14 protein-coding genes are annotated in these 24,246 nt (G+C 36.9%); 10 read left to right on the top strand and 4 right to left on the bottom strand.

The genetic code is table 11. From position 1 onward, the window contains the following. The first annotated feature begins 38 nt into the window (after positions 1–38). Positions 39–2,006, top strand: a complete 1,968-nt coding sequence (locus AADJ06_RS18760; protein ID WP_341228028.1) for a metallophosphoesterase — start codon at positions 39–41, stop codon at positions 2,004–2,006. Here AADJ06_RS18760 and AADJ06_RS18765 read toward each other — a convergent pair. Next, the gene (locus AADJ06_RS18765; protein ID WP_341228029.1) at positions 1,989–5,147 is read right to left on the bottom strand and encodes a PAS domain S-box protein; all 3,159 of its coding nucleotides are present in this window, start codon (positions 5,145–5,147) and stop codon (positions 1,989–1,991) included. The genes AADJ06_RS18760 and AADJ06_RS18765 overlap by 18 nt on opposite strands. A gap of 109 nt (positions 5,148–5,256) precedes the next feature. Continuing rightward, positions 5,257–6,099, bottom strand: a complete 843-nt coding sequence (locus AADJ06_RS18770) for a cupin-like domain-containing protein (protein ID WP_341228030.1) — start codon at positions 6,097–6,099, stop codon at positions 5,257–5,259. Positions 6,100–6,199: 100 nt separating this feature from the next. Between AADJ06_RS18770 and AADJ06_RS18775 the strand changes: the two genes are divergently transcribed. The 8 genes from AADJ06_RS18775 to AADJ06_RS18810 all read left to right on the top strand — a co-directional run bounded on the left by AADJ06_RS18775 (position 6,200) and on the right by AADJ06_RS18810 (position 19,483). Continuing rightward, the gene (locus tag AADJ06_RS18775) at positions 6,200–6,778 is read left to right on the top strand and encodes a DUF4230 domain-containing protein (protein WP_341228031.1); all 579 of its coding nucleotides are present in this window, start codon (positions 6,200–6,202) and stop codon (positions 6,776–6,778) included. Positions 6,779–6,969: 191 nt separating this feature from the next. Continuing rightward, the gene (secA, locus tag AADJ06_RS18780) at positions 6,970–10,281 is read left to right on the top strand and encodes a preprotein translocase subunit SecA (RefSeq protein WP_341228032.1); all 3,312 of its coding nucleotides are present in this window, start codon (positions 6,970–6,972) and stop codon (positions 10,279–10,281) included. A gap of 19 nt (positions 10,282–10,300) precedes the next feature. Further along, the gene (locus AADJ06_RS18785) at positions 10,301–11,098 is read left to right on the top strand and encodes an SDR family oxidoreductase (RefSeq protein ID WP_341228033.1); all 798 of its coding nucleotides are present in this window, start codon (positions 10,301–10,303) and stop codon (positions 11,096–11,098) included. A 163-nt stretch (positions 11,099–11,261) separates the two neighbouring features. Beyond that, positions 11,262–14,474 (top strand): SusC/RagA family TonB-linked outer membrane protein, encoded by a 3,213-nt coding sequence (locus AADJ06_RS18790; RefSeq protein ID WP_341228034.1) that lies wholly within the window; start codon positions 11,262–11,264, stop codon positions 14,472–14,474. Between the two features lie 25 nt (positions 14,475–14,499). Beyond that, positions 14,500–15,948, top strand: coding sequence for a SusD/RagB family nutrient-binding outer membrane lipoprotein (locus tag AADJ06_RS18795; RefSeq protein ID WP_341228035.1), 1,449 nt, complete (start codon positions 14,500–14,502; stop codon positions 15,946–15,948). 11 nt (positions 15,949–15,959) lie between these two features. Beyond that, positions 15,960–16,688 (top strand): hypothetical protein, encoded by a 729-nt coding sequence (locus AADJ06_RS18800; protein WP_341228036.1) that lies wholly within the window; start codon positions 15,960–15,962, stop codon positions 16,686–16,688. A 160-nt stretch (positions 16,689–16,848) separates the two neighbouring features. Beyond that, positions 16,849–18,111: a metallophosphoesterase gene (locus AADJ06_RS18805; RefSeq protein ID WP_341228037.1), complete on the top strand. Its 1,263-nt coding sequence runs from the start codon at positions 16,849–16,851 to the stop codon at positions 18,109–18,111. A 4-nt stretch (positions 18,112–18,115) separates the two neighbouring features. Beyond that, on the top strand, positions 18,116–19,483 hold the full coding sequence (locus tag AADJ06_RS18810) for an MATE family efflux transporter (RefSeq protein ID WP_341228038.1): 1,368 nt from the start codon (positions 18,116–18,118) through the stop codon (positions 19,481–19,483). Here the strand turns inward: AADJ06_RS18810 and AADJ06_RS18815 are convergent. Then, the gene (locus tag AADJ06_RS18815; RefSeq protein ID WP_341228039.1) at positions 19,476–20,276 is read right to left on the bottom strand and encodes a M48 family metalloprotease; all 801 of its coding nucleotides are present in this window, start codon (positions 20,274–20,276) and stop codon (positions 19,476–19,478) included. The genes AADJ06_RS18810 and AADJ06_RS18815 overlap by 8 nt on opposite strands. A gap of 249 nt (positions 20,277–20,525) precedes the next feature. On the opposite strand from AADJ06_RS18815, the gene AADJ06_RS18820 reads away from it, so the two are divergent. After that, positions 20,526–21,512: a ribonucleotide-diphosphate reductase subunit beta gene (locus AADJ06_RS18820; RefSeq protein ID WP_341228040.1), complete on the top strand. Its 987-nt coding sequence runs from the start codon at positions 20,526–20,528 to the stop codon at positions 21,510–21,512. A gap of 155 nt (positions 21,513–21,667) precedes the next feature. Here the strand turns inward: AADJ06_RS18820 and AADJ06_RS18825 are convergent, their stop codons facing one another. Further along, a complete protein-coding gene (locus AADJ06_RS18825) occupies positions 21,668–24,145 on the bottom strand; it encodes a ribonucleoside-diphosphate reductase subunit alpha (protein ID WP_341228041.1) in 2,478 nt (825 codons plus the stop codon). Positions 24,146–24,246 lie beyond the last annotated feature (101 nt).

Here is a 24,246-nt window from a genome sequence, read left to right on the forward strand (position 1 = left end):
ATAGCATGAAAACGTCCGCTTTAATAATTGGTCTTCTAATGAGTCTTTCCCTTATGGGTCAAGAAATCACTAGAGGACCTTTTTTACAATCTGCCAGGCAAGATGGCCTCATAATAAAGTGGCGTTCTAATGCCGTTCAGACCTTTGATTTAAAGTATGGCCTCCAGCCAAACAATTTAGATAACTCCAAAACGGTCACAGGCTTTATTGATTTTGAGGCAAATTTAACAGGGCTTGCTCCTGCCACGATATACTATTACGCTATTACGAATTCTGACGATAAAACTGTGACTGGTTCTTTTAAAACCTTGCCAGTTTCAGGTGCTACAGATAAACTAAGCTTTGTGGCTTTTGGGGATTGTGGTACAGGTACTCCCGCCCAAAAAGATGTACTCCAACAAGTAAAAAACTACTACCAAGAAAAGCCTATAGATGGCATGCTTTTATTGGGTGACAATGCCTATAGCTTTGGTTTTGACAGAGAATATCAATCCAATTTTTTCTCAGTTTATCAAAATGACTTATTAAGAAAAACCGTTGTATGGCCTACTCCTGGCAACCATGACTATGCCGATAGGCTTTGGCCAAACGACTTTGGAGAGAGACCAGACTATTTCAATGTTTTCAATTTACCTACACAGGGCGAATCTGGCGGTCTAGCGTCAAATAATGAAGCCTATTATTCTTTTGATATCGGTAATGTTCATTTCATATCTTTAGATTCTTATGGGCAAGAAGATGGTCATAGAATGTCAAACCTACTCGGAAAACAAGCCAAATGGTTGCAGGACGATTTAGCTGCCAACGAGCTAGAATGGACGGTGGTTTTCTTTCATCATCCGCCATTCTCTAAGGGCTCGCATGATTCTGATAAAGAACAAGAGCTTATTGATATCAGAAATAACTTGGTCCCTATTTTTGACAAATACGCTGTCGATTTAGTATTGACAGGACACTCTCACACCTATGAAAGGTCTTATTTACTAAATGGATTTAAGGGTTCTGAAACTGAATTCCAAAAAGAAAAACATGCCATTAGCAGCTCTTCTGCTAAGTATAATCAGCAAGATAACTCTTGCCCCTATAAAAAAACAGACTTAGGTACTGTTTACATGGTGGCAGGAACGGGTGGTTGGGTAGGTGGCAAATCTGAAGGTTACCCTCATAACGCCATGTATTTCTCAGATACAGTTGAAACCGGAGCTGTGATTATTGAAGTTGAAAACAATGTTTTTATCGTCAAATATCTCACATCAAAAGGTATTATGCTTGATAATTTTGTCATGGTAAAAGAAGACCAAACCGCTGAAAAGCTAAGCATAAACTGTGGCGAGTCTTTAACATTAAAAACTAAGTGGTCAGATAACTCTATGCTAAAAAACTGGAACCCTGAAATTAATACCACACCCTTAGTTCAAGACACATTAATTAGTATTACTGACAGCCAAGGCTGTTTAACTCAAAATTTCCAAATTCAAGTTAATACACTTCCTGCTCCTGTTGCCAATTCTAACTCCCCTATCTTAGCTAACCAAGACCTTAACTTAAGCTCTCAAGCCCTTAGTAATGGTACGCTTTCTTGGAGTGGCCCAAACGATTTTCAAAGCAGTGAGCCGAATCCAACATTGAAAAACGTAAGTACGAAAGAGGCTGGGATTTATGTTTTGACAGAAAACCAAGGAGGGTGTGTAAACGAAACCGCTATTGAGGTGATTGTTAACCCCGTTTTAAGGACTGAAACATCTTTGGCGAAGCTCATTATTTCTCCAAATCCGTCTAAAGAGAGGTTTAAGGTTTTATTTAATCCTGTTAAACCTGACACTTATAGTTTTCAGTTTTACTCCCTTTCGGGTCAAATGCTTTATCAAGAAGCACATAAAATTGATACTACCACGGGTATTGAAATAGCTATTGATACTCAAAAGACTGGATTAAACCAAGGTCAGATGATTTTGAAAGTTAGCTCCGAAAGCTATAGTCAAAATAAATTAATCTCCACCTTTTAGGCTATTTACAAAAGGAAAAGATACCTCAACCGAGGTACCTACATCTTTTACCCCTGGCTCGTCTATTAGATTAGAAACCTTGTAAGTAATATTAGATTGATGAATGGCATTATAAGTCATAAATCGTTCGGCCGTAATTTTCAAGCCTTGAGAAATATAGCCTTTATTAGTTTTAGCTAAAATAGCCTCCGCTCTATCTCTCCCTACGCCATCGTCTTCAATTTTACAAAGTAAACTGCCCTCAAGGTTTTCAAAACTAATTTTAAGTAAGCCTTTTTTGTCTTTATATCTGATTCCATGATTAATAGAATTCTCCACAAAAGGCTGAAGCATCATACTTGGAATTTCCATCAAGACATCAACATCTGGACCCACATTTAGCTGAAAATCAAATTTATCTCCAAACCTCATTTGTTCCATTTCCACATAAAGGGTTATAAGCTTTATTTCCTCTCTTAATCTTATCTTAACCGAACGAGAGGAGTCTAAAAAAGAACGAATTAAACGAGCAAATTTACTAAGGTAATCATTGGTAGAAATAACATCATTTTTTAAAATAAAGCTTTGTATTGAGTTAAGGGAATTAAATATAAAATGAGGATTCATCTGCATTTGGAGCGTTTTTAGCTCTAACTCCGCCCGAGCCATTTCAGCCTTCATAGCTTTGTTTTTCACCTCGTTAAGCTCTTTTTCATTCTCTATTTCACCAGTCACATCTATTGCTACACCCAAAAGCATATACGGCTCCCCACTTTCATCCCTAATGGTCTTTGCTATATTGTGAACCCATCTTTCTACACCATTTTTACTTACAATTTTACAAGTACCAGTGGCAATCTCAAAAGAGTAAACTCTCTTTTTAAAATCATCTATTAAATGCCTGTGTTCTGGATGAACGGCTTGCTCCCAAAGAAACCAGTCCTCTTGCCATTCTTCTAGACTAAACCCATAAAACTCTTCAAAAGACTTACTTACAAACAAAGGCACATAGTCTGGTATACTAGCCGCCCATACGGCCTCGTCTAAAGCAAATAAAAGATCACTTAAATTTCGCTCACTACTTTTTAGTTGGTTTTGAGTATTAACTTGTTCGGTAATGTCTAAACTAATGCCCAGCATCATGTCCAGTTCATTATTCTCTTTATGAACATATTTAGCAACAGTGTTTAGCCATTTTATGTTACCATTAGCATCCTTAATTTGTAGCAAGCCTTTAGAAGAGCCTTTAGAAAAAAGCTCTTTTAACATCCTGTTTTTCTCCTTAATCGAGCTTTCAGCAACGTATTCAGACCAAATTCCGTAATCTTCGTACCATTGCTCTGTTGGGATTCCAAATACCTTTTCAAAAGAATCACTTATAAAAAGAGGCTCACGGCTTGGAAGGTTTATGGCCCAAACTATTTCATCCAAAGAATTTAAAATAATAGACAGCTGTTTTTCGCTTTTCTCCAACTCTTTAAGAGCCGTTACTTTGTCAGTTATATCTACCGCCATCCCGAGAAGCATAGTGGGCTTACCTGCGTTATCAAAAATGATTTTACCTCTATTTTCTACCCATCTAACATCCCCTTCTTTGTTTAAAACCCTAAGTGTATATGAAGCAAAACTTTTATGTTGCACATCATCCATAACGGTATTGATGAAATGTTTGTCTTCCTCATGAATTACATCCATCCATCGCTCAGGCTTATCCTTCCATTCATCTAAAGAAAAGCCAAATAAAACCTCAAAAGATTTACTCATGAAGAGTGGCGTATAAGTATAGTAATCTATAGCCCAAACGGCCTCGTTCAAAGAATGAAGGATTTCGCTTAAAAGTCTCTCACTTTCTCTTATTTGCATCTCCGAATTGACCGTCTCCGTAATGTCCCTAATGACCACTATTACCCTCCAAATCTCACCAGAAGAATCATAAAAATAGCTTACAGTACTATCTCGCCATGTATATCCGTCAGTTTTATGCTTCGCTCTGTGTTTTAGAACAACACTTGCCTTCTTCTCGGCAACGGCTTTCTTCAAAATCTTATCTGCCCCCTCCCTATCTTCTGGGTGAATTAGATCCATTAAATTCCCTCGATTGAGCTCTAGCATTTCGTCAAACGAATAACCTGTAATCCTTTCACAAGCCGGCGAATAATAAGTCAATAAACCATTTTCAGCAACAATGATTCCATCAGAAGTGTTTTCTGCTATAAATCTAAATTTCTCTTCACTTTCTTTTAGTAGTTCTTCAATTTGATTTCTCTCCGTAATATCCTCACTTATTCCTATGACAGCCGAAACCTCGCTTTTGTCATTAACAAGAGGAAACTTTGATATCAAAAACTTCCTAAAACTAAGATCACCTGGCCTTACATTAAATCCTATTTTAGAGAGAATAGGCTCACCTGTTTCTAACACTGAGCTGTCTTGCTCATAAACAAACTTATTATTAACATTTGGCAAAAGCTCAATATCACTTTTACCAATAACATCCTCCTCTTTTTCTAATCCTAAGTATTTAAGTGTACTCTTATTCGATAAAATCCATTTATGTTCCTTGTCTTTAACAAAAACATTTAAAGGAAGGTTATCAATAATTGTCCTCAATAATACTCTCTCTTCTCTTAACTTTTTCTTAGTTTCTTTTACCTCGAACAAGCTATTTACTAATGATATCAATCCTGCTACTAGACTAACAAAATACACCTCGCTTTCTTTCCAAGTTCTACTTTCGCCTATATGCTCACAGCAGAGTACTCCTGTTTGTTTCCCATGCTCGTGAATGGGCACGTCCAGCATAGATGAAATCCCTAAAGGTTTCAGATAATCTTTGCTAAATTCTTTAGTTCCCTTATGCCTTGGAGCATCATTTGCCACAATGGGCAATCCCTCTTTAACAACCTCAAAATAAGAAGGATAATCTTCTTGACGCAAAGTAATTCCTGGGCTTACAATTTGATCTTTTGCGTAAAGAAATTCGAGGACAATAGAGTCGTTATAGAGTCCCCAAATACTCACCCTCTCAACACTCAAAGCCGATTTTAAAGACTTACTTATATATTCTAATGCATGGCTAGCACTATCAAACTGCGTAAAATCAGTCTTCAATAACTTAGCTAAAGTTAAATTCAGGACATTATTTGGATCTAGGTTTATCAATGTCAATTATTGTAATATTTTCCTACTCAGGCAATTTACTCAATTCCCCCCATAAAAAAAGTGGATTTTGCTTTCACAAAATCCACTTTAAATACTAGAAATCAAAATCTTAAATAAACTCTAAAGCATTTTCTGATGCTTTATTTTCTTTCCACTCTTTCCATTTCCTCCCTAAAACCTTAGTCATACCTCTATCCACAATGCTATGTCTCGCTAAAAACATACCACCTTTTAGGGTTGTAAAAACAGAATCATTTGCTCTTAAAGCTAGGCTATAACCCCCATCCACATACCTAATATGATGCCACCACAGCGATGGTATAAATACAGTTTCGCCATGACCAAAAACACCTTCTTGACCAACTAAGTTTTTAGCTGCAGGAAATCTGTCAAAATCAGGATTTTCTGGATCAAAATGACTCATTACCGTATACGGATGTTTATACAATTTCTTGCTTTGGTCAGGCCCAAAAAGTATAACCTTTTTCTTAGTTTGAAACTGCGTTAAAAAAACATTGGAACAATCCATGTCATAATGCAGGCTAGTGACAGAGTCTTGTCCGCCAAAAAACATAAACTTATAACTTTTAATAAAGCCATCCATTATGGTGGGGTAACGTATATCTTCAGCTAATTCAGGAATTTTCTTAAAGATATCAAACAAAAATATTCTTAAATCTACAGGCCCAGCTTGAATGAGGTCTAAGTAATCTCCAAACTTCATTTTTTTCGCAATCTGAAAATACTTATCCGGATCATGATAGTGCTTATCTATCAATGGCACTTCCAAATTACCATGATTTTTCTTTAGCCAATCAAAAGTCCATTTCTCCGTGGCTGGCCAATCTTTTACTAAGTCGGTAAAAATGACCGGCTTTTTGGGCTTTAAGTAACTTTCAATGAATTCTTCTCTTGATAAATTACTTCTTCTTTCTATTGCTTCTAATTGCATAAAACTAAATTCGGATTAGTTTCGTTTTCATTAAAACTAAAATCATTAGTGATCATTTGTACTCTGCAACAAAATTAATATTATTTCCATTCATTACGTAATGACAAAAATCATAAAAAATGTTATCAGCCTTCTTATTGTTGCCCTCATTGCTATTATTGTGTGGGAACTATTAATTCCAAAACTGTCAAATCCGTTTAAAATTAACACCATTGAAACTACTCACTCCATAATTCTTAAGGAAGTAAAGACAATGGGAAACCTCGAACTAGCTGCATACTATTTTAACGATATAGTAGAACAAAAGCTTCCTAGAGATTTTCTACCTGACCCAAAAGCTCTTCTAATTGTGTATGGAAGTGCCTCTGGTTGTGTTGATTTGACAAAAATAGGCAATGATGATGTGTATACTTTAGGCGATACCACATTTATAAAACTACCTAAACCTTATATCTGTCATTTCAAGATTGACCATTCAAAATCAAAAATTTATGACTCCGATTATGCCTTCATGAATGAAGAATTACTTTTCGGCGAAGCATTTAAATCGGCGGAAAAGAAACTACTTCAAACAGCCCAGAATTCAAGTTTACTCAAGACGGCTGAAGAAAATGCCTCAAAAATTTTAGTCCCTCTATTAGAGAAAACCTCAAAAAACCCTGTGGTTGTGGTAAATTAAACCTGACAAAACCAGTCATTAGACAACAGAATCATGCAATTCTGGCACTTAGGCACCATTTTACTTTTAAACATTGTCAATTTGACACACCTTGCTTTTCACGCACTATTCTTGTTATGTTACAAGTGTAATTAAGTAATTTTGCGTTCTATTTTACAGGTAAGAGATTATAAGATTTTTAAAGATATATAATGTTAGATTTTTTAAGCAAAGGCATCTCCAAAATATTCGGTACCAAATCAGAAAGAGATGTTAAAGAACTTACACCCTATGTAACTGCTACAAACGAGGAGTTTCAAAAGCTTGGTCAATTAAGCAATGACGACTTCAGAGCTAAAACTGTAGAACTACAGCAGTACATCAAAGACTCGCTGGCATCCATTACCGACGAGATAGCAGCTATCGAAAAAAACATTGAAGAAAACGCCGAGCTGAGCATTGCTGACAAAGAAGCTGCTTTTAACCAAATAGATAAATTAAAAGAGCAAGAGAATGAAGAACTTGAAGTAGTTCTTCTTGAGATTCTTCCAAAAGCTTTTGCAATTATTAAAGAAACAGCGAGAAGGTTCAAAGATAACGATAGCATTACCGTTACAGCTAGCCACCTTGATAGAGAGTTGGCCATGAAAAAAGGTCATATTACTATTGAAGGCGACCAAGCCACTTGGAATAGTACATGGGAAGCAGCAGGAAATCTGTTAAGATGGGATATGCTTCACTACGACGTACAAATTATTGGCGGAGCCGCACTCCACAAAGGAAAAGTAGCAGAGATGCAAACTGGTGAGGGTAAAACCTTAGTAGCCACATTCCCAGCTTTCCTTAATGCACTTGCAGGTAAAGGCGTACATATAGTAACCGTCAATGACTATTTGGCACGACGTGACTCTGAGTGGATGGCTCCTATTTTTGAGTTTCATGGTATCACTTGTGACTGTATTGATAAATACCCAGCAAACAGTAATGCCAGAAGAGAAGCTTATGCCGCGGGTATCTCCTACGGAACAAACAACGAATTTGGTTTTGATTACCTGAGAGATAACATGGTGAGCAATCCTAAAGAACTTGTTCAAAAGAGACACCACTTCGCCATGATTGATGAGGTTGATTCTGTTCTTATTGACGATGCTCGTACACCACTTATTATTAGTGGGCCAATGGCAAAAAAAGGAGACGAAGCTCTTTACAATTCTCTTAAACCTAGAATTGGTCAAATTGTAGAAGTTCAAAAAACAATTGTAAACAACTACCTAAACGAAGCCAAAAAATTAATAAAAGCTGGGGAAATAAAAGAAGGCGGGCTTTCTCTTTTTAGAGCTTACAGGGGTTTACCTAAAAGTAAGCCATTAATTAAATACCTATCAGAAAGTGGTATCAAAAAGATATTACTGGACACAGAGGCTACCCACATTGCGGAAAATAATAAATTAATGCCGCAAGCAGACGAACCTCTTTATTTCACTATAGATGAAAAGAATAAGGGCATTGAGCTTACAGATAAAGGTATTGACTACTTAACAGGCCATGACGAAGACCCAAACTTCTTTATCATGCCAGATTTGTCAATCAAAATTGACGAGATTGACAAAAGTGAGGTATCAGAACAAGATAAAATCCTTAAAAAGGATGAACTTATAAGAGACTACTCCACTAAAGCTGAGCGAATTCACGCTGTAAACCAATTACTTAAATCTTACTGCCTCTTTGAAAAAGACGTTGATTACGTATTGATGGACGGCAAGGTTAAGATTGTAGATGAGCAAACAGGTCGTGTAATGGATGGTAGAAGGTGGTCTGACGGACTACACCAAGCCGTTGAAGCGAAAGAGAATGTGAAAATTGAAGACTCTACACAAACTTATGCCACCGTTACGCTCCAAAACTATTTTAGAATGTATCACAAGCTGGCTGGTATGACTGGTACAGCAGAAACTGAAGCAGGAGAGCTTTGGAAGATTTATAAACTTGATGTCATGACTATACCTACAAATAGGCCCATAGTAAGAGATGATATGCAAGATAAAGTCTACAAAACTGTACGAGAAAAATACAATGCCGTGGCTGACGAAATTGTAGATTTAGTAGAAGGTGGAAGACCTGTACTTTTGGGAACTACTTCTGTAGAAAACTCTGAGATACTAAGTAAAATGCTAAGTATCAGAAAAATAAAACACCAAGTCCTTAACGCTAAGCAGCACTCTAGGGAGGCGGACATTGTAGCTGAGGCTGGTAAGCCTGGTACCGTGACCATTGCAACCAATATGGCCGGACGTGGTACAGATATAAAACTTACCGCAGAAAGTAAGGCTTCAGGTGGACTAGCTATTGTAGGTACAGAGCGTCACGAATCTAGAAGAGTAGATAGACAGTTAAGAGGTAGAGCAGGTCGTCAAGGAGACCCTGGTTCTTCGCAATTCTTTGTGAGTTTAGAAGATAGCTTAATGAGACTTTTCTTCTCAGACCGTACGGCCAAAATGATGGATAAACTTGGCATGGAAGAGGGCGAAGTTATTCAACACTCCATGATTACGAACTCCATAGAAAGAGCCCAACAAAAAGTTGAAGAAAATAACTTTGGAGTCAGAAAGCGTCTTATTGAGTATGATGATGTTATGAATATCCAAAGAGACACTATCTACAAGCGTAGAAAAAATGCACTCTTTGGCGATAGACTTTCTTTAGACATTGCAAATGTTTTATATGACAATTGTCATGCGATTTTGTCTAATGCAAATAATAACTACGACGAGTTTGAACTAAGAACTCTACAAAATTTAGGATTTAAACCAGCTATTACTCGCGAAGAATTTGATCGTGGAAAATCTGACTTAGAAAATACTTTCTACGAACTAGCTGAAAAGCATTACGCAGAAAAAAACCAGGCAATAGCTGAGAAAACTATTCCTGTGCTGCAGAAAGTATTGGAAGACAGAAGTGCTATAAAAGACGAACCGTTTATGGCGGTAGTTGGAGATGGAACTAGAAACATTGCAGTTTTCTGCGACATGAAAAAAACCGTTGAGTCTAACGGAAAAGAGCTAATCAAAGAAATGGAAAAAGCCATTTCTCTAAGTGTGATTGACCAAGAATGGAAAGAGCATTTAAGAGATATGGACGACTTAAAGCAGTCTGTGCAAAATGCCTCTTATGAGCAAAAAGACCCACTATTAATCTACAAGTTTGAAGCAGTAGAATTATTCCAAAGTTTCCTTCAAAAGGTTAATGCCGAAATGATTTCCTTCTTAATGAAAGCAGGAATAGTAGAAATGCGTTTCCAACAAGTGGCTCCGCCAAAACAAGACAAACCAAAACTTTCTACAAATAGAGCAGAAGGAGCTGGAGAAGAAGGAATAGCACAAGTTACTCCTGCAAAATCTCAAAAAGTGGCCAACAGAAATGAACGAGTAAGCGTACAGTTTAAAGATGGTTCCATAAAGAGAGATGTCAAATTTAAATTTGTGGAAGAAGAAGTGGCCTCCGGCAACGCGGTTTTAATTGACTAATCTTTAGCTAGCCAAATTCATGAAATTAGAAAACAAAGTAGTTTGGATTACGGGGGCTTCTTCTGGAATAGGAGAAGCTACTGCTTATGAATTTGGTCAACATGGATGTAAACTTATTCTCTCCGCTCGTAGAGAAAACGAGCTCCTAAGAGTTAAAGAAAACCTCGCATTGCCTGATGGTCATGTTATGGTCTTACCTATGGATGTTCAAAACATTGAAGCGTTTAGCTCCCTTACTGAAAAAGTAATCGAGCACTTTGGTCATATTGACATTCTTTTTAATAACGCCGGTATTTCTCAAAGGAGTTTTGTCTTAGAAACAGATATTGAGGTTTACAAAAAATTAATCGACATTGACTTAATAAGTGTCATTGCTCTAACTAAAACCGTTTTACCATATATGGTTGAGCGTAAGTCGGGACACATTGCTGCCACTTCAAGTGTAGCCGGTATTGTAGCCACTCCAGGACGCTCTGGGTATGCAGCTGCCAAATTTGCTCTAAGAGGATTTTATGATTCTTTAAGGGCTGAAGTTTACAAATACAACATTGGGGTTACTGTAGTTTGCCCCGGATATATCAACACAGATATCTCAAAAAACTCACTCTCCGCAGATGGCTCTAAATATGGCAAAATGGACAATAACCAAATTAATGGTTTGTCTTCTACAGAATGTGCCAAACAAATAGTAAAGTCAATTTCTGCAAATAAGAACGAAGTTTACATAGGTGGTTTTAAGGAACTAGCTGGTGTGTATTTAAAGCGTTTTTTTCCTCGAATTCTTAGTAAAATCGTTGTAAAACAAGCCCCTAAATAATTTCTCTTCAATAATAGTATGCACGCATACCTTTATACTTTTCCAACAAAGGCTTGGACTATTCCGATATAAATTGAATTTTATTTATATTCAGGTAATAATTTATTTAACATTTTTTAATTTGGCACTTTAAGAACAATTAAAAACCTTAATAACAAACTGTATGAAGAAATTTTTATTAACCATGTGTTTGGTTGGCTTAAGTGTTTTCACTTTTGCACAATCCATGGAAGTTTCAGGAAAGGTAACCTCGGCTGATGACGGCATTGGACTTCCAGGTGTGTCCGTCACTGTTCAAGGTACAACCCGTGGTACAACCTCTGATGTAGATGGTATGTACAAAATTGCTGCTGAGAAAGGAGCAACTTTAGTTTACTCATTTGTTGGTATGAATAGCAAATCAATTGCTATTGGAAGCCAAAGTGTAATTAATGTCTCTCTTACTTCAGATCAAGGATTACTTTCTGAAATTGTTGTGACATCAACTGGTCTAAATAGAACAGCAAAGGATGTAGTTTATGCCAATCAAACTGTAAAAAGTGAAGATTTGATGTCTACTCCAGGAAAAAACGCCTTAGAGTCTCTTAGAGGAAAGGTGTCTGGAGTTAAAATATCAACTGGTTCTGGTTCTGTTGGAGCTTCAACAAGAATTGTACTTAGAGCAGAAGGCTCTCTAACAGGAAACAACACCGCCCTTATCGTAGTAGACGGTATTCCGATTGACAACTCTACCTCTGGTGGTGGTGATGCAGGTTCTGATCAAAGCGGTTACTCTGATTATGGTAGTAGATTTAATGACATCAATCCAAATGACATTGAAAGTATTACAGTTTTAAAAGGACCATCAGCTACTTCACTTTATGGTTCTCGTGGTGCTTCTGGAGTACTATTAGTTACTACCAAAAAAGGAAAAGATGGCAAAGCCAAAATCAGCGTTAACTCATCTTACTCTACAGAAAAAGCCTATGTACTTTTTGAAAGACAAGACCAATACGGTCAAGGATACGGTACAGCACATTTTGACACTAGAGAAAACTGGGCTTGGGGTCCAAAATTTGATGGTGTTGTAAGACCTTGGACTTCCGCAATTGATGCTGATGGTGATGGTGCTTTAGAAGCGTTAACAAGACCATATTCAGTTGTGCCAAACCAAATGCAAAGCTTTTTTAACTTAGGTAACACTTTAAATAATAGTGTTAGTCTTTCTGCTGGTAAGAATGGATTTAACTATTATATGTCATATGGTAGTACAGTTCAAAACGGTACTTTAGACAATACTAAGTACACAAGAAACTCAATTAACTTAAATGCAAGTTCTCAACTTACTTCTAATCTTAAAGCAGACTTTAAGGTTTCTTACTCTTTAGTTGATCAAAATACTGCAACGGAAGGTTTTAGAGCTTTTGATGGTAATAATGCTTATGCGATGGCTATACAGTCTCCAAATAGTATTCCATTTAATGAATTACGTGATTATAAAAACCCATTTTACAGTACTACTCAAGGGTATTGGGGTGGTTACTCCTCTGTTAACCCATATTTTATCTTGAATGAATATGGAAACGAAGCAGATGTTAATAACTTATTGACTAAAATGAGTTTAACTTATTCGCCAATAAAAAACCTAGACCTAATTGCTAGAGTTGGTAACAATAACGTTAATACAGAAATAAACCAATGGGCACCTAAATTCACTCCTGAATTACAATATTTCTGGGGAGATGACTTAGCCTTAGGAACTTATGAAAGAGACGGAGCTATTGGAAATTATTATAATGGTAATACAAGATCCAACAACTGGGATGTTTCTGGATTAGCTAACTACAATACCGATATTCCAAACGTAGACGGCTTAAAGTTAAATCTAACTGCAGGTTGGAATATGTTTCATAAAACGTTCAGAAGAATCAGTGGAACAACTCAAGGTGGACTAGTTGTGCCAGATTGGTATAATTTAGATAACAGTACAGTTGCTTCTACTTCTGAGCAATTTAGTTCAAAATACCGTATTTTAGGGGCTTTAGCTAACGTTAGTTTAGCCTATAAAGATACCTATTTCTTAGAGTATTCTGCAAGAAATGACTGGTCTTCAACCTTACCTGTAGCTAATAATAGCTTTTTCTATCAAGCAGTTGGTGGGTCTATTATAGTCTCTGATGCACTAAACTTACAAAGCAACAAAATATTAGACTTTGCTAAAGTAAGAGGTAGCTTTGGTACCACTGGTAAGGATGCAGGTCTTTACTTGTTAAACTCTGTTTATGTGGGTAATCCTCAAATTAGAGACTTTGGTGATTTTTCTCTTAATTTTCCTTTAGGTGGGCAACCAGCCTTTACAACGGGTAATACCATTGGTAACCCTAATTTAAAGCCTGAATTAACAACTACTCTTGAAATTGGAGCAGATCTTTCTTTCTTTGGAAACAGAGTAAATCTTGATTATACCTATTACAGCTCTCTTCATACTGACCAAATTGTTCGTGTAAGTTTACCTGCTTCTTCTGGGTTTACATCTACTACATCAAATATTGGTGAAATGACAAATAAGGGTCACGAAGTATCATTGACTTTAAGACCTATCCAAGGTTTAGTTCAAGGTTTAAACTGGGACATTAACTTAAACTACTCTAAAAACGAGAGTAATGTAGTTAAGATTACTGACGAAATTGATGAATTAACAATAGGTGGTTTAGGTGATATGTCTTTAGTAGCTAAAGAAGGTCAGCCTTTCGGAGCTTATAAAGTAATTGACTTCAGAAGAGATTCTCAAGGACGTGTTATTGTTGACGCTACAGGATTACCATTATCTACCTCTGAGCAAGTTTTTGCAGGTTCTTACCAGCCAGATTTCATGGCTAGCGTAGGTACAAGAATAGGTTACAAAGGATTTTCATTGAGTGGTTTATTAGATATTAAACAAGGAGGAAAATTCTATTCTTGGACTAAGGATCAGTCTACATTTAACGGAACAAACTTAAGTACCTTAGAATTTGATCGTGGTGTTCCATTTGTATTCCCTAATTCAGTGACTGAAGAGGGTGAAGTAAATACTATCGAAATAGCTGACTCTGAAACTTATTTCACCACAGGTGGAGCAGTTCCAGCTTCTGAGAATTTATTAGATGCTAGTTATGTCAAACTAAGAGAATTAGCATTAAACTATGCTATACCATCAAAGGTTCTTGATAAATTAAACATAAGTAATGCGAATATTGGATTGTTTGCAAACAATGTAAAGTTCTGGTTACCAAGCGACAATACTTATGCAGATCCTGAAGTAAATGGTGCAGGCCAAACAGGTAACTATGTAGGAATAGAAACTTCTCAAGTGCCTCCATCTAAAAGCTATGGGGTGAAAATTGGTTTTACTTTTTAAATCAAATTATTAAATGAAAATAACAATGAAATATATATATAGTTTAGCTACAGCAGCTTTGTTGTGCTTTTCTGTAACTTCTTGCGATGAGAGGCTTGCAGATTTAAATATTGACCCGAATAACTCACCGGTAGCTTCAGATCCTCAAATCTTAACAGCTTCTTTGGGATATATGGCGGCAATTCAAGAGCAAGACTTAAATGAATACTCGTTTCTATGGGGACAGTATTATACTTGGGGTCTTGGAGTTGCAATTGGTAATGCAGACCGTTTCAGACAAGAAGCATCAACCAATAATAATAAATGGCAAAGATTTTATGCAAATGCATTAGAAGATTTAAACTATTTAAGAAAATCTGAAAGCAGCAGCTATAGTGGAATAGGAAAAGTCCTTAGTGCTTATAACTTCCAATTATTAGTTGACCATTATGGTGATATTCCTTTTTCTCAAGCGTTAAAAGGAGCTATCGAAGACGGTTCAGTACTAACACCGACTTATGATTCAGCTGCTGATGTGTATTCTGGTATCATTACTTTGATTGACGATGCACTAATTGACTTTGAGGTAACTGCTGGCGACGTTGGAGCAGATGACTTGCTTTTTGCTGGTGATATGGACAAATGGAAAAAATTTGCATATTCACTAAAACTTAAAGCTTTAATGAGAACATCAGAAGTTTCTGATAATAGTGCGGCAATTACAGCCTTATTATCTAATGGAACTTTTATTGAAACTTTTTCTGACATAGTAAAAGTAGATTTCTCTGGAGCATCTGGAAATCAAAATCCAATGTGGGCAAATATGGAAAGAAGCTTAGGTGACTTCTATTTTGCTAGTAACGCTTCAGTGAATGTGCTAAATGACTTAGCTGATCCAAGAATTGATGCATTTTATAGCAGAGCTGTAGGTGGAGACTTTAATGGTCAATTTAGAGGAATCGATCAAGGTTCTGTAGATAACGAACCATTTACAGGTAATAAAGACCACTACAGTCGTTCTGGAGCTTTTGCGGTTAATTCGGATAATCCTGTGTTTTTCATGACTCCTTGGGAAGTATGGTTTTTAAGAGCAGAAGCGGAAGCAAGATACGGTTCAGCAGCCACTGCTGAAACTTATTTCTCGAATGCTATTTCAACAAACTTTAGTTATTTAGGCGTTGATGGTGCAGCAGCATATATCGCTACTTTAAATTTCTCGAGTTTAGATATGAATGGAATGATTGATGCTATTGGTGTTCAGAAATGGATTTCTATGAATGGTTCTCAAGAAGATGAAGGTTGGATCGAATCAAGAAGATTTGACAGACCAGCAAGCAGGTTATTTACAGAAGGTATCTTTCAGACACCTACTGCATCTGCTTTAGGACAAGGTGTATTTCCAGCATCTTGGTTATACCCAGCATCTGAGATTAACCTTAATCCTAACTCACCAGCTCAAAGAGTTATTACAGATAAAATATTTTGGGACAATTAAAAAATATTAAAATGAAAAAATTATTTTTATTACCATTATTCCTTGTCACAATTTTAAGTTGCGACAAAATTGAAGACTTTGGAATAACACCTTCAGAAATCACTTATTTGCCTAAAATAGAACTAGTAGGACCTACTTTGGTAAATATTAATTGTGGTGATGAAGCTTATGACCCTGCAAACTACAGTGCTTCTGCTTCAGAAGGAGGTTCAGAAATAGAGCTAAACGAAGTTATCAGTGGGACTTTTTTCGGAGGAAGTACAGTAAGTGGACCCGACCATTATACAGTAAACTATAGTGCTGTAAATAAAGACGGAATCCCAGGTTCAGCCTTCAGAAATATTTATATTAATCCTTGCCAAGGAGATGTATCAGCTGGAGATATTTCAGGTACTTATACCTCAAGTATTGTTAGAAATGGTACTACTTCACCGCAATACCAAAATGTTGGACCAATTTACATTGTTAAAGACGGAGACAAATTTAAAGTTTCTGAAGCAACAGGTGGTTGGTACACTTATGGACGTGCATTAGGAGGAGCCTATTCTGCTTTAGGACTAGAGGTAACTTCTACTGACGGAATTAATTTCACCTCTGACCAAACGTTAACGGTTAATACTTTCGGTGGAGATCTAACTTTAACTTCTATGAAAGTTGACCCAGCCACAGGAATAATAACGCTAAAATCTTACTGGAGCTTTGATTATGAATTTGTGGCCACTCTAGTGCCTGCAAATTAATCTAGACCAGATTAGTAAATTTATTTCTATATTTTAAAAGAGACTGTCTTCATGTAAGGCAGTCTCTTTTTTTAAATATATCTTCAAAAGTCCCCAAAACATCTAGAAGGAAACGAACTAGCCAAGCCACAACTGAGTTTAACCTTTGTACAAAGTAAATATGATGCAAAGAACAATAATCCTTACTATTTTAGTCCTGCTCTTTTTAGTATTAGACTGGTACATATTTACAGGCGTAAAACAACTTATAAAACCATGGTCTTTAAATAACCAAAGGCTTGTATCCATACTATATTGGGCCATCCCATTCCTAAGTGTATCACTCATAATAATTGGATTCTTCTGGCTAGGCGAAAGACTATCTTATCAAACCAGAACATTCATAGCTTCTTTTGTTTTAATAGTATACGTTTCAAAAATATTTGCTGCAGTGGTTCTCATATTCGGTGATATCGTTTTGATGCTTCGTAAAGCCTACTCATGGATTCACTCTTCATTTACAGATAATAATGCATCACTAAATGAACCTACTTCCAATCCTATTAGCCGAACAGAATTCATTACAAAAGCCGCACTAGCTGTTGGAGCCACGCACATCGGAACTATGACATGGGGAATTATTTCTGGTGCTCATGACTATAGAATTAGACGTATTCCGCTCAACCTTCCTAACCTTCCTGCACAGTTTCATGGTTTGAAACTTGTCCAAATCTCTGACATTCACTCTGGCAGCTTCTTTAACAAAACGGCTGTAGAAGGTGGCGTAGACATGCTCCTCAATGAAAAGCCCGACATGGTTTTTTTTACTGGTGATATTGTCAATAATAAAGCTGAAGAACTTAATGATTACTTTGACATATTCAAACGAATTCAAGCCCCTCTAGGCGTTTACTCTACACTAGGTAACCATGACTATGGTGATTATGTACAATGGAGCAATGAGCAAGCGAAAACCCAAAACTTGAAAGACCTGATGGAAGCCCATAAGCTTATGAACTGGAATTTACTTATGGATGAGCATAAAGAAATAAAAATAGATGGAGATAGCATTGGTATTCTAGGAATTCAAAACTGGGGTCAGGGCTTTGCACAACATGGCAACTTAGAAAAAGCCATGTTAAATACAGACCACTTATCCACCAAGCTTTTACTTTCTCATGACCCTTCTCACTGGCGAGCACAAGTACTTGATAAAACTAATATTGATGTATCATTCGCTGGTCATACACACGGCATGCAGTATGGTGTAGAAATTGGAGGTTTTAAGTGGAGTCCAGTAAGCCTAAGGTATAAAGAGTGGGCAGGTCTGTATAAAGAGAACCAACAACAGCTTTATGTTAACCGCGGTTATGGCTACCTCGGCTATCCTGGAAGAATAGGTATACTTCCGGAAATCACCGTTTTTGAATTACAAAAAGCATAATTTAATGCTCTCTAAAGAATACTTCAAAGAAGTTAAAACTAGTTTAAATCTTGCTTTCCCTATCGTTATAGCTCAGTTAGGTGTAGTTCTAATGAGCGTTTCGGACAATATTATGATTGGCCGATTCATAGGTAAAGAGGCTTTAGCAGCTGCTGGCTTATCCAACTCCCTTTGCTTTCTAATAGCATCTATTGCAGTAGGTGGCTTTCCCATCGTTTCACCATTAATTTCAAAGCACTTTGCCGCAAAGAATGCTAACAAAATGCTTGAAACATTCACAGCATCCATTGCCATTGCTATAATCTACTCAGTGGCTCTTACAGCCATCAGCTTAGTCCTACTATTAAACTTTGATTTGCTAGGCCAAACACAAAACATAAATACACTATCTAAGCCATTCTTTTTGATAATTACCTTATCAAACATTCCACTATTCCTCTTCCTTGCTCTTAAACAAACGTTTGATGGCTTATCTCTTCCTAAGGTTTCAATGCTTATTACTTTTCTTGGTTTGGCTTTGAACGTAGTAATAAACTACTCTTTAATAAATGGCATTGGCTTCATACCTAAGATGGGCTTAAATGGTGCCGCATATTCTACACTTATAGTTAGAATTATTATGTTTTTTGCCCTTCTCATAGCCTTACTCTACATCAGTGAGGTTAACCATATAATTCCACCAAAATTAAAACTTCTTCAAAGTAAAGAACAAACTATCCGACTACTACGCCTTAGTATCCCAAGTGGCCTTCAGTTCTTGTTTGAAATAGGAGCATTTTCTGTAGCCTTAATTATGATGGGTTGGATAAGTGAAGATGCTTTAGCAGCACATCAAATAGCCATTAACATAGCAGCAACAGCCTATATGACAGCTACTGGAATTGCGTATTCTGGAGCCATAAGAGTTGGCAATGCCGTAGGCTTAGGAAGCATGCCAAAACTTCGTTTGGCCTCAAATGTATCCTATACATTAGTCACCATTCTTATGGCTTTAACCATGCTTATTATCCTAGTATTTAATGAAGGTTTAATAGGTATTTACATTGATGATCAAGATATAATTCAACTAGCTAAACCGCTATTAGTTATTGCGGCAGTCTTCCAGTTATCCGACGGTATTCAAGCCGTAGCTTTAGGAAACTTACGTGGAATCTCGGATGTCAAAATACCCGCTTATATAACCTTTGTGGCTTATTGGGTAATTTCCCTGCCGCTAGGTTACTTTTTTGCCTTTCACTTTCACATGGGAGCATCTGGGATATGGTACGCCTTACTTATTGGACTCAGTTTTGCCGCCATTTTTCTTAGTCTGAGGTTTTTTAGAGCTCTAAAAAACGAGAAGCTAATTTTTCAAGATATTAAAACTATCTAGCACGATAATTTTCAATGTGCTCCTTTATCTTTCCAATTCTATTGGATGGGCTTGGATGCGAGCTCATGAACTCATCTCTATCCATTTCGCCACCACCCGCTTCTGCTAATATTTCCATTACTTGAATCATAGCTTCTGCGTTATAACCAGCGTCCATCATATAATTTACACCAAATTCATCCGACTCTAATTCGTCGTCACGACCAAACTTCATCATTTTAACTTGGGCCACATAATTCGCTATTTCCGATGTTCCATAACTACCGCTGGCTGCCGTAGCCGCTCCTGCCAAACCTTGAAAAAAAGCACTTTGAGCCATTTGTTGAGCAGAGTGCCTATGAACAACGTGACCTACCTCATGACCTAAAACCCCTGCCAGTTGGTCTTCCGTTGACAAACGACTTAATAAACCAGCTGTTATAAATATTTGGCCACCAGGCAAAGCAAAAGCATTCACAGTTCTATCATCTCTTAAGACATGAAAATCAAAACGATAAGGATTTTCAATACCTCTTGCGGCTAATACTTGATTGAAACTTGTGACTATTCTATTTCCTACGGTTTTAATTTGCCTCTGAATATCGTTATCTGGATATAATCCTCCATATTCCTGAGCCATTTGAGGGGCAGACTGAAGCCCCATGGCCACCTCTTGCTCCGGGCTCATTCCTACTTGCTGACTTTCGCCAGTCAATGGGTTTTCTTGTGTCTTACCATAATAACTTATCAGGGCTATCACAGCCATGATAACACCCAAGATGAGTCTCATTTTAAGTCCAGAAGAACGTCCCATTTATTTATATATTGAATTACAATAAGCAATTAAAAGCTAACAAATCTAACAAAAGATGCCTATATCAAAAAGTTGATTTTTCTATAAAGTATCAACGCTATCGAAAAGAAAACAATAAACTTGAAATTCAACCCATTTCAAATAATTAAATGTCACTTTGACAGATCACTTTGAGTCAACTCATAAATTCTTTACATTTGATTTACTATAATAAGAGAATTATAACTTAAGAATCTATACCCATAAGTAATGACAGATCAAGAATTAAAGATTTCTGAACCTTTATTAATTGACGATCCACAACGATTCGTCATATTTCCTATAAAGCACATTGATATTTGGCAGTTTTACAAAAATGCTGAAGCATCTTTTTGGACGGCTGAAGAACTAGATTTGTCTCAAGATTTAACAGATTGGGAAAATTTGAACGAAGGTGAAAGACATTTCATTTCAAATGTTCTAGCATTTTTTGCCGCTTCTGATGGAATAGTGAATGAAAATTTGGCAGTTGATTTTATCTCAAATGTTCAATACGCTGAAGCCAAATGTTTTTATGGTTTCCAAATTGCCATTGAAAACATTCACGCTGAAGTTTATTCATTGCTTATAGACACTTACATCAAAGACGAGAAAGAAAAAGACAGATTGCTAAACGCCATGGAACATATACCATGTGTTAAGAAAAAGGCAGACTGGGCTATGCGATGGATTGACAATGGAAACTTTGTAGAAAGACTTATAGCTTTTGCCGTAGTGGAAGGAATCTTCTTCTCAGGTTCTTTTTGCTCTATATTCTGGCTTAAGAAAAGAGGTTTAATGCCGGGTCTAGCCTTCTCAAACGAGTTAATTTCGAGAGACGAAGGAATGCACCGCGATTTTGCCTGCCTACTATATACAGATCATATCAAAAACCAGCTGAAAGACGAAGATGTATATGACATCATCAAAGACGCTGTGGAGATTGAAAAAGAGTTTGTAAGCGACGCTCTTCCAGTTTCGCTAATAGGAATGAACTCAGCCTTGATGTGTCAATACATCGAATTTGTGGCAGACCACTTGTTAGAACAGTTGAATTTGAAAAAAATATATAACTCTAGCAATCCATTCGATTTTATGGAGTTAATATCATTACAAGGAAAAACTAATTTCTTTGAGAAACGTGTAGGAGAATATCAAAAAGCAGGTGTTACATCTGACAAAGATTCTCAATCATTTTCTCTAGACGAAGACTTTTAATAACAGTTTATTTAAGGATCAAAAGAAAAGCGGGGTGGCTATGCCACCTCTTTTTTTGTGCCCTAACTTCTGCTTAAAATGTGCATAAAAAGAGAGCCCCGTCATATTGACAGGGCTCATTATAATACACGAAAGTCGAAATCAAGCAACTATATTTAAGAACCGCACATCTCACAATCATCCGGATTATCTAAAGAGCATTGCATGGCGGCAAACTTCTGCTCTTCTTCAGACATCTCTACAAACGAACTAGCGGCTTTTGCCAATTCTTCGTTCTTTACAGCGTACTCCTTGTAATCCAAAGGTTTTTCATTAATCTTCTCTGTGGTAGGCTTCGTTTGCTGCAGAGCTTGCTTGTCTACTGTAAACTTAACGGCATCCACAGCCGCTTTAGTACGTAGGTAATACATTCCTGTTTTAAGACCCGCTTTCCATGCGTAAAAGTGCATAGATGTAAGCTTACCAAAGTTAGGATCTTGCATAAAGATATTCATTGACTGGCTTTGGCAAATGTACGCCCCTCTATCTGCCGCCATGTCGATTATTACTTTCTGCTTAATCTCCCATGAAGTCTTATAAAGGTCTTTCAGTGTTTGAGGGATTTCATCAATATGCTGCACAGAACCATTGGCTGCTATCAGCTTATTCTTCATTCCTTCGTTCCACATGTTAATCTTAACCAAGTCTCTTAAAAGGTGTTTGTTTACAATAGCAAACTCACCTGAAAGAACCCTTCTAGAGTAAATATTAGAAGTATAAGGCTCAAAACACTCATTGTTTCCAAGAATCTGGCTTGTGGAAGCCGTAGGCATTGGAGCTAATAAAAGTGAGTTTCTTACACCATTTTTAACTACCTTCTTTCTCAAGTCTTCCCAATCCCATCTGTTTGATTCTGGTTTAACATCCCACATATCAAACTGGAATATTCCTTTTGAAATCGGAGAACCTTCCCATGTTTCATAAGCACCTTCCTCTATAGCTAACTCCATAGAAGTCTCCATGGAAGCAAAGTAAATAGTTTCGAAGATCTCCTTGTTCAATTGCTGTGCTTCGGCAGAATCAAAAGGCATTCTTAAGTGAATGAATGTATCTGCTAAACCCTGAATACCTATTCCTATAGGTCTATGTCTTTTGTTACTATTCTCTGCTTCTTTAACAGGATAATAGTTAACATCAATAATCTTATTAAGGTTACGAGTAACCACCTTCGTGATTTCGTAAAGTTTCTGATGGTCAAACTTAATACCATTACCAAAATCGTCCATTTCGACATATTTCGGAAGTGCGATAGAAGCTAGATTACAAACAGCCACCTCATCAGGAGATGTAAACTCTATAATCTCGGTACATAAGTTAGAAGACTTGATAGTACCTAGGTTCTTCTGGTTAGACTTTTTATTACAAGCGTCTTTGTATAAGATATAAGGTGTACCTGTTTCTATCTGAGACTCTAGTATTTTAAACCAAAGTTGCTGAGCTTTTACTTGCTTTCTAGCTTTCCCTTCAGACTCATACTTCTCATATAGTTTCTCAAAGTCATCGCCATAGGCATCTGCCAATCCTGGGCACTCATGTGGGCAGAATAAAGACCATTCTGCATCAGCTTCAACTCGTTTCATGAATAAATCAGAAATCCACATAGCATAGAATAAATCTCTAGCTCTCATCTCATCTTTACCATGATTCTTCCTCAAATCAAGGAAATCATCTATATCTGCATGCCATGGCTCTAAATAAATTGCAAATGACCCTTTACGTTTTCCACCCCCTTGGTCCACATATCTGGCTGTATCATTATAAACACGAAGCATAGGCACTATACCATTTGACGTTCCATTAGTTCCTTTAATATAAGACCCCTTTGCTCTTACATTATGGATAGAAAGTCCTATTCCCCCCGCTGATTGAGAGATTTTGGCACATTGCTTAAGCGTATCATAAATACCATCAATACTGTCATCTTTCATGGTTAACAAGAAACATGACGACAACTGTGGCTTAGGTGTACCTGCATTAAATAGTGTAGGTGTGGCATGTGTAAACCATCTGTCAGAAAGAAGCTCATAAGTTTCTAGCACTCTTTCTATAGCTTCACCATGGATACCCACGGCTACCCTCATTAGCATATGCTGAGGACGCTCCACTATCTTACCATTAAGTTTAAGTAGGTAAGATTTTTCTAACGTTTTATATCCGAAATAATCATAACCATAATCACGGTCATAAATTATTGTAGAATCTAATAAGGCTGCGTTTTTCTGAATTACCTTCCAAACATCTTTTGCTATCAATGATGCATTTTCTCCCGTTTTAGGATCTTCATATTGATAAAGCATTTTCATAGTCCCTGAAAAAGACTTCAAGGTATTCTTATGAAGATTAGATATGGCTACTCTAGCCGCCAACTGAGCATAATCAGGATGCTTTGTTGTCATTGATGCAGCCGTTTCTGCCGCAAGGCTATCAAGCTGTGAAGTAGAAACACCATCATATATCCCAGAAACCACCTTCATGGCAACTTCAACTGGTTGTACAAAATTGGGATCTAGACCATAGCAGAGTCTTTCGATTCGGGCCGTTACTTTGTCAAACTTTACCGATTCCCGGCGTCCGTCTCTTTTGATTACATACATAGTGCAAAAATAATTTTAGGGGTATTACAAAGATATATAAGTTAATTTTTCATTACTAAATCATTAACTCTCGATTATCAGGATTACAAAATAAATGAGAA

This window comes from uncultured Arcticibacterium sp. (assembly GCF_964021845.1).
In the GTDB taxonomy this organism is placed as follows: Bacteria; Bacteroidota; Bacteroidia; order Cytophagales; family Spirosomataceae; genus Arcticibacterium.

Coding starts and splice junctions, on each gene's coding strand:
- AADJ06_RS18810 (WP_341228038.1), top strand. CDS start 18,116: ATGCTCTCTAAAGAATACTTCAAAGAAGTTAAAACTAGTTTAAATCTT.
- secA (WP_341228032.1), top strand. CDS start 6,970: ATGTTAGATTTTTTAAGCAAAGGCATCTCCAAAATATTCGGTACCAAA.
- AADJ06_RS18805 (WP_341228037.1), top strand. CDS start 16,849: ATGATGCAAAGAACAATAATCCTTACTATTTTAGTCCTGCTCTTTTTA.
- AADJ06_RS18785 (WP_341228033.1), top strand. CDS start 10,301: ATGAAATTAGAAAACAAAGTAGTTTGGATTACGGGGGCTTCTTCTGGA.
- AADJ06_RS18770 (WP_341228030.1), bottom strand. CDS start 6,099: ATGCAATTAGAAGCAATAGAAAGAAGAAGTAATTTATCAAGAGAAGAA.
- AADJ06_RS18825 (WP_341228041.1), bottom strand. CDS start 24,145: ATGTATGTAATCAAAAGAGACGGACGCCGGGAATCGGTAAAGTTTGAC.
- AADJ06_RS18800 (WP_341228036.1), top strand. CDS start 15,960: ATGAAAAAATTATTTTTATTACCATTATTCCTTGTCACAATTTTAAGT.
- AADJ06_RS18760 (WP_341228028.1), top strand. CDS start 39: ATGAGTCTTTCCCTTATGGGTCAAGAAATCACTAGAGGACCTTTTTTA.
- AADJ06_RS18820 (WP_341228040.1), top strand. CDS start 20,526: ATGACAGATCAAGAATTAAAGATTTCTGAACCTTTATTAATTGACGAT.
- AADJ06_RS18775 (WP_341228031.1), top strand. CDS start 6,200: ATGACAAAAATCATAAAAAATGTTATCAGCCTTCTTATTGTTGCCCTC.
- AADJ06_RS18795 (WP_341228035.1), top strand. CDS start 14,500: ATGAAATATATATATAGTTTAGCTACAGCAGCTTTGTTGTGCTTTTCT.
- AADJ06_RS18790 (WP_341228034.1), top strand. CDS start 11,262: ATGAAGAAATTTTTATTAACCATGTGTTTGGTTGGCTTAAGTGTTTTC.
- AADJ06_RS18815 (WP_341228039.1), bottom strand. CDS start 20,276: ATGGGACGTTCTTCTGGACTTAAAATGAGACTCATCTTGGGTGTTATC.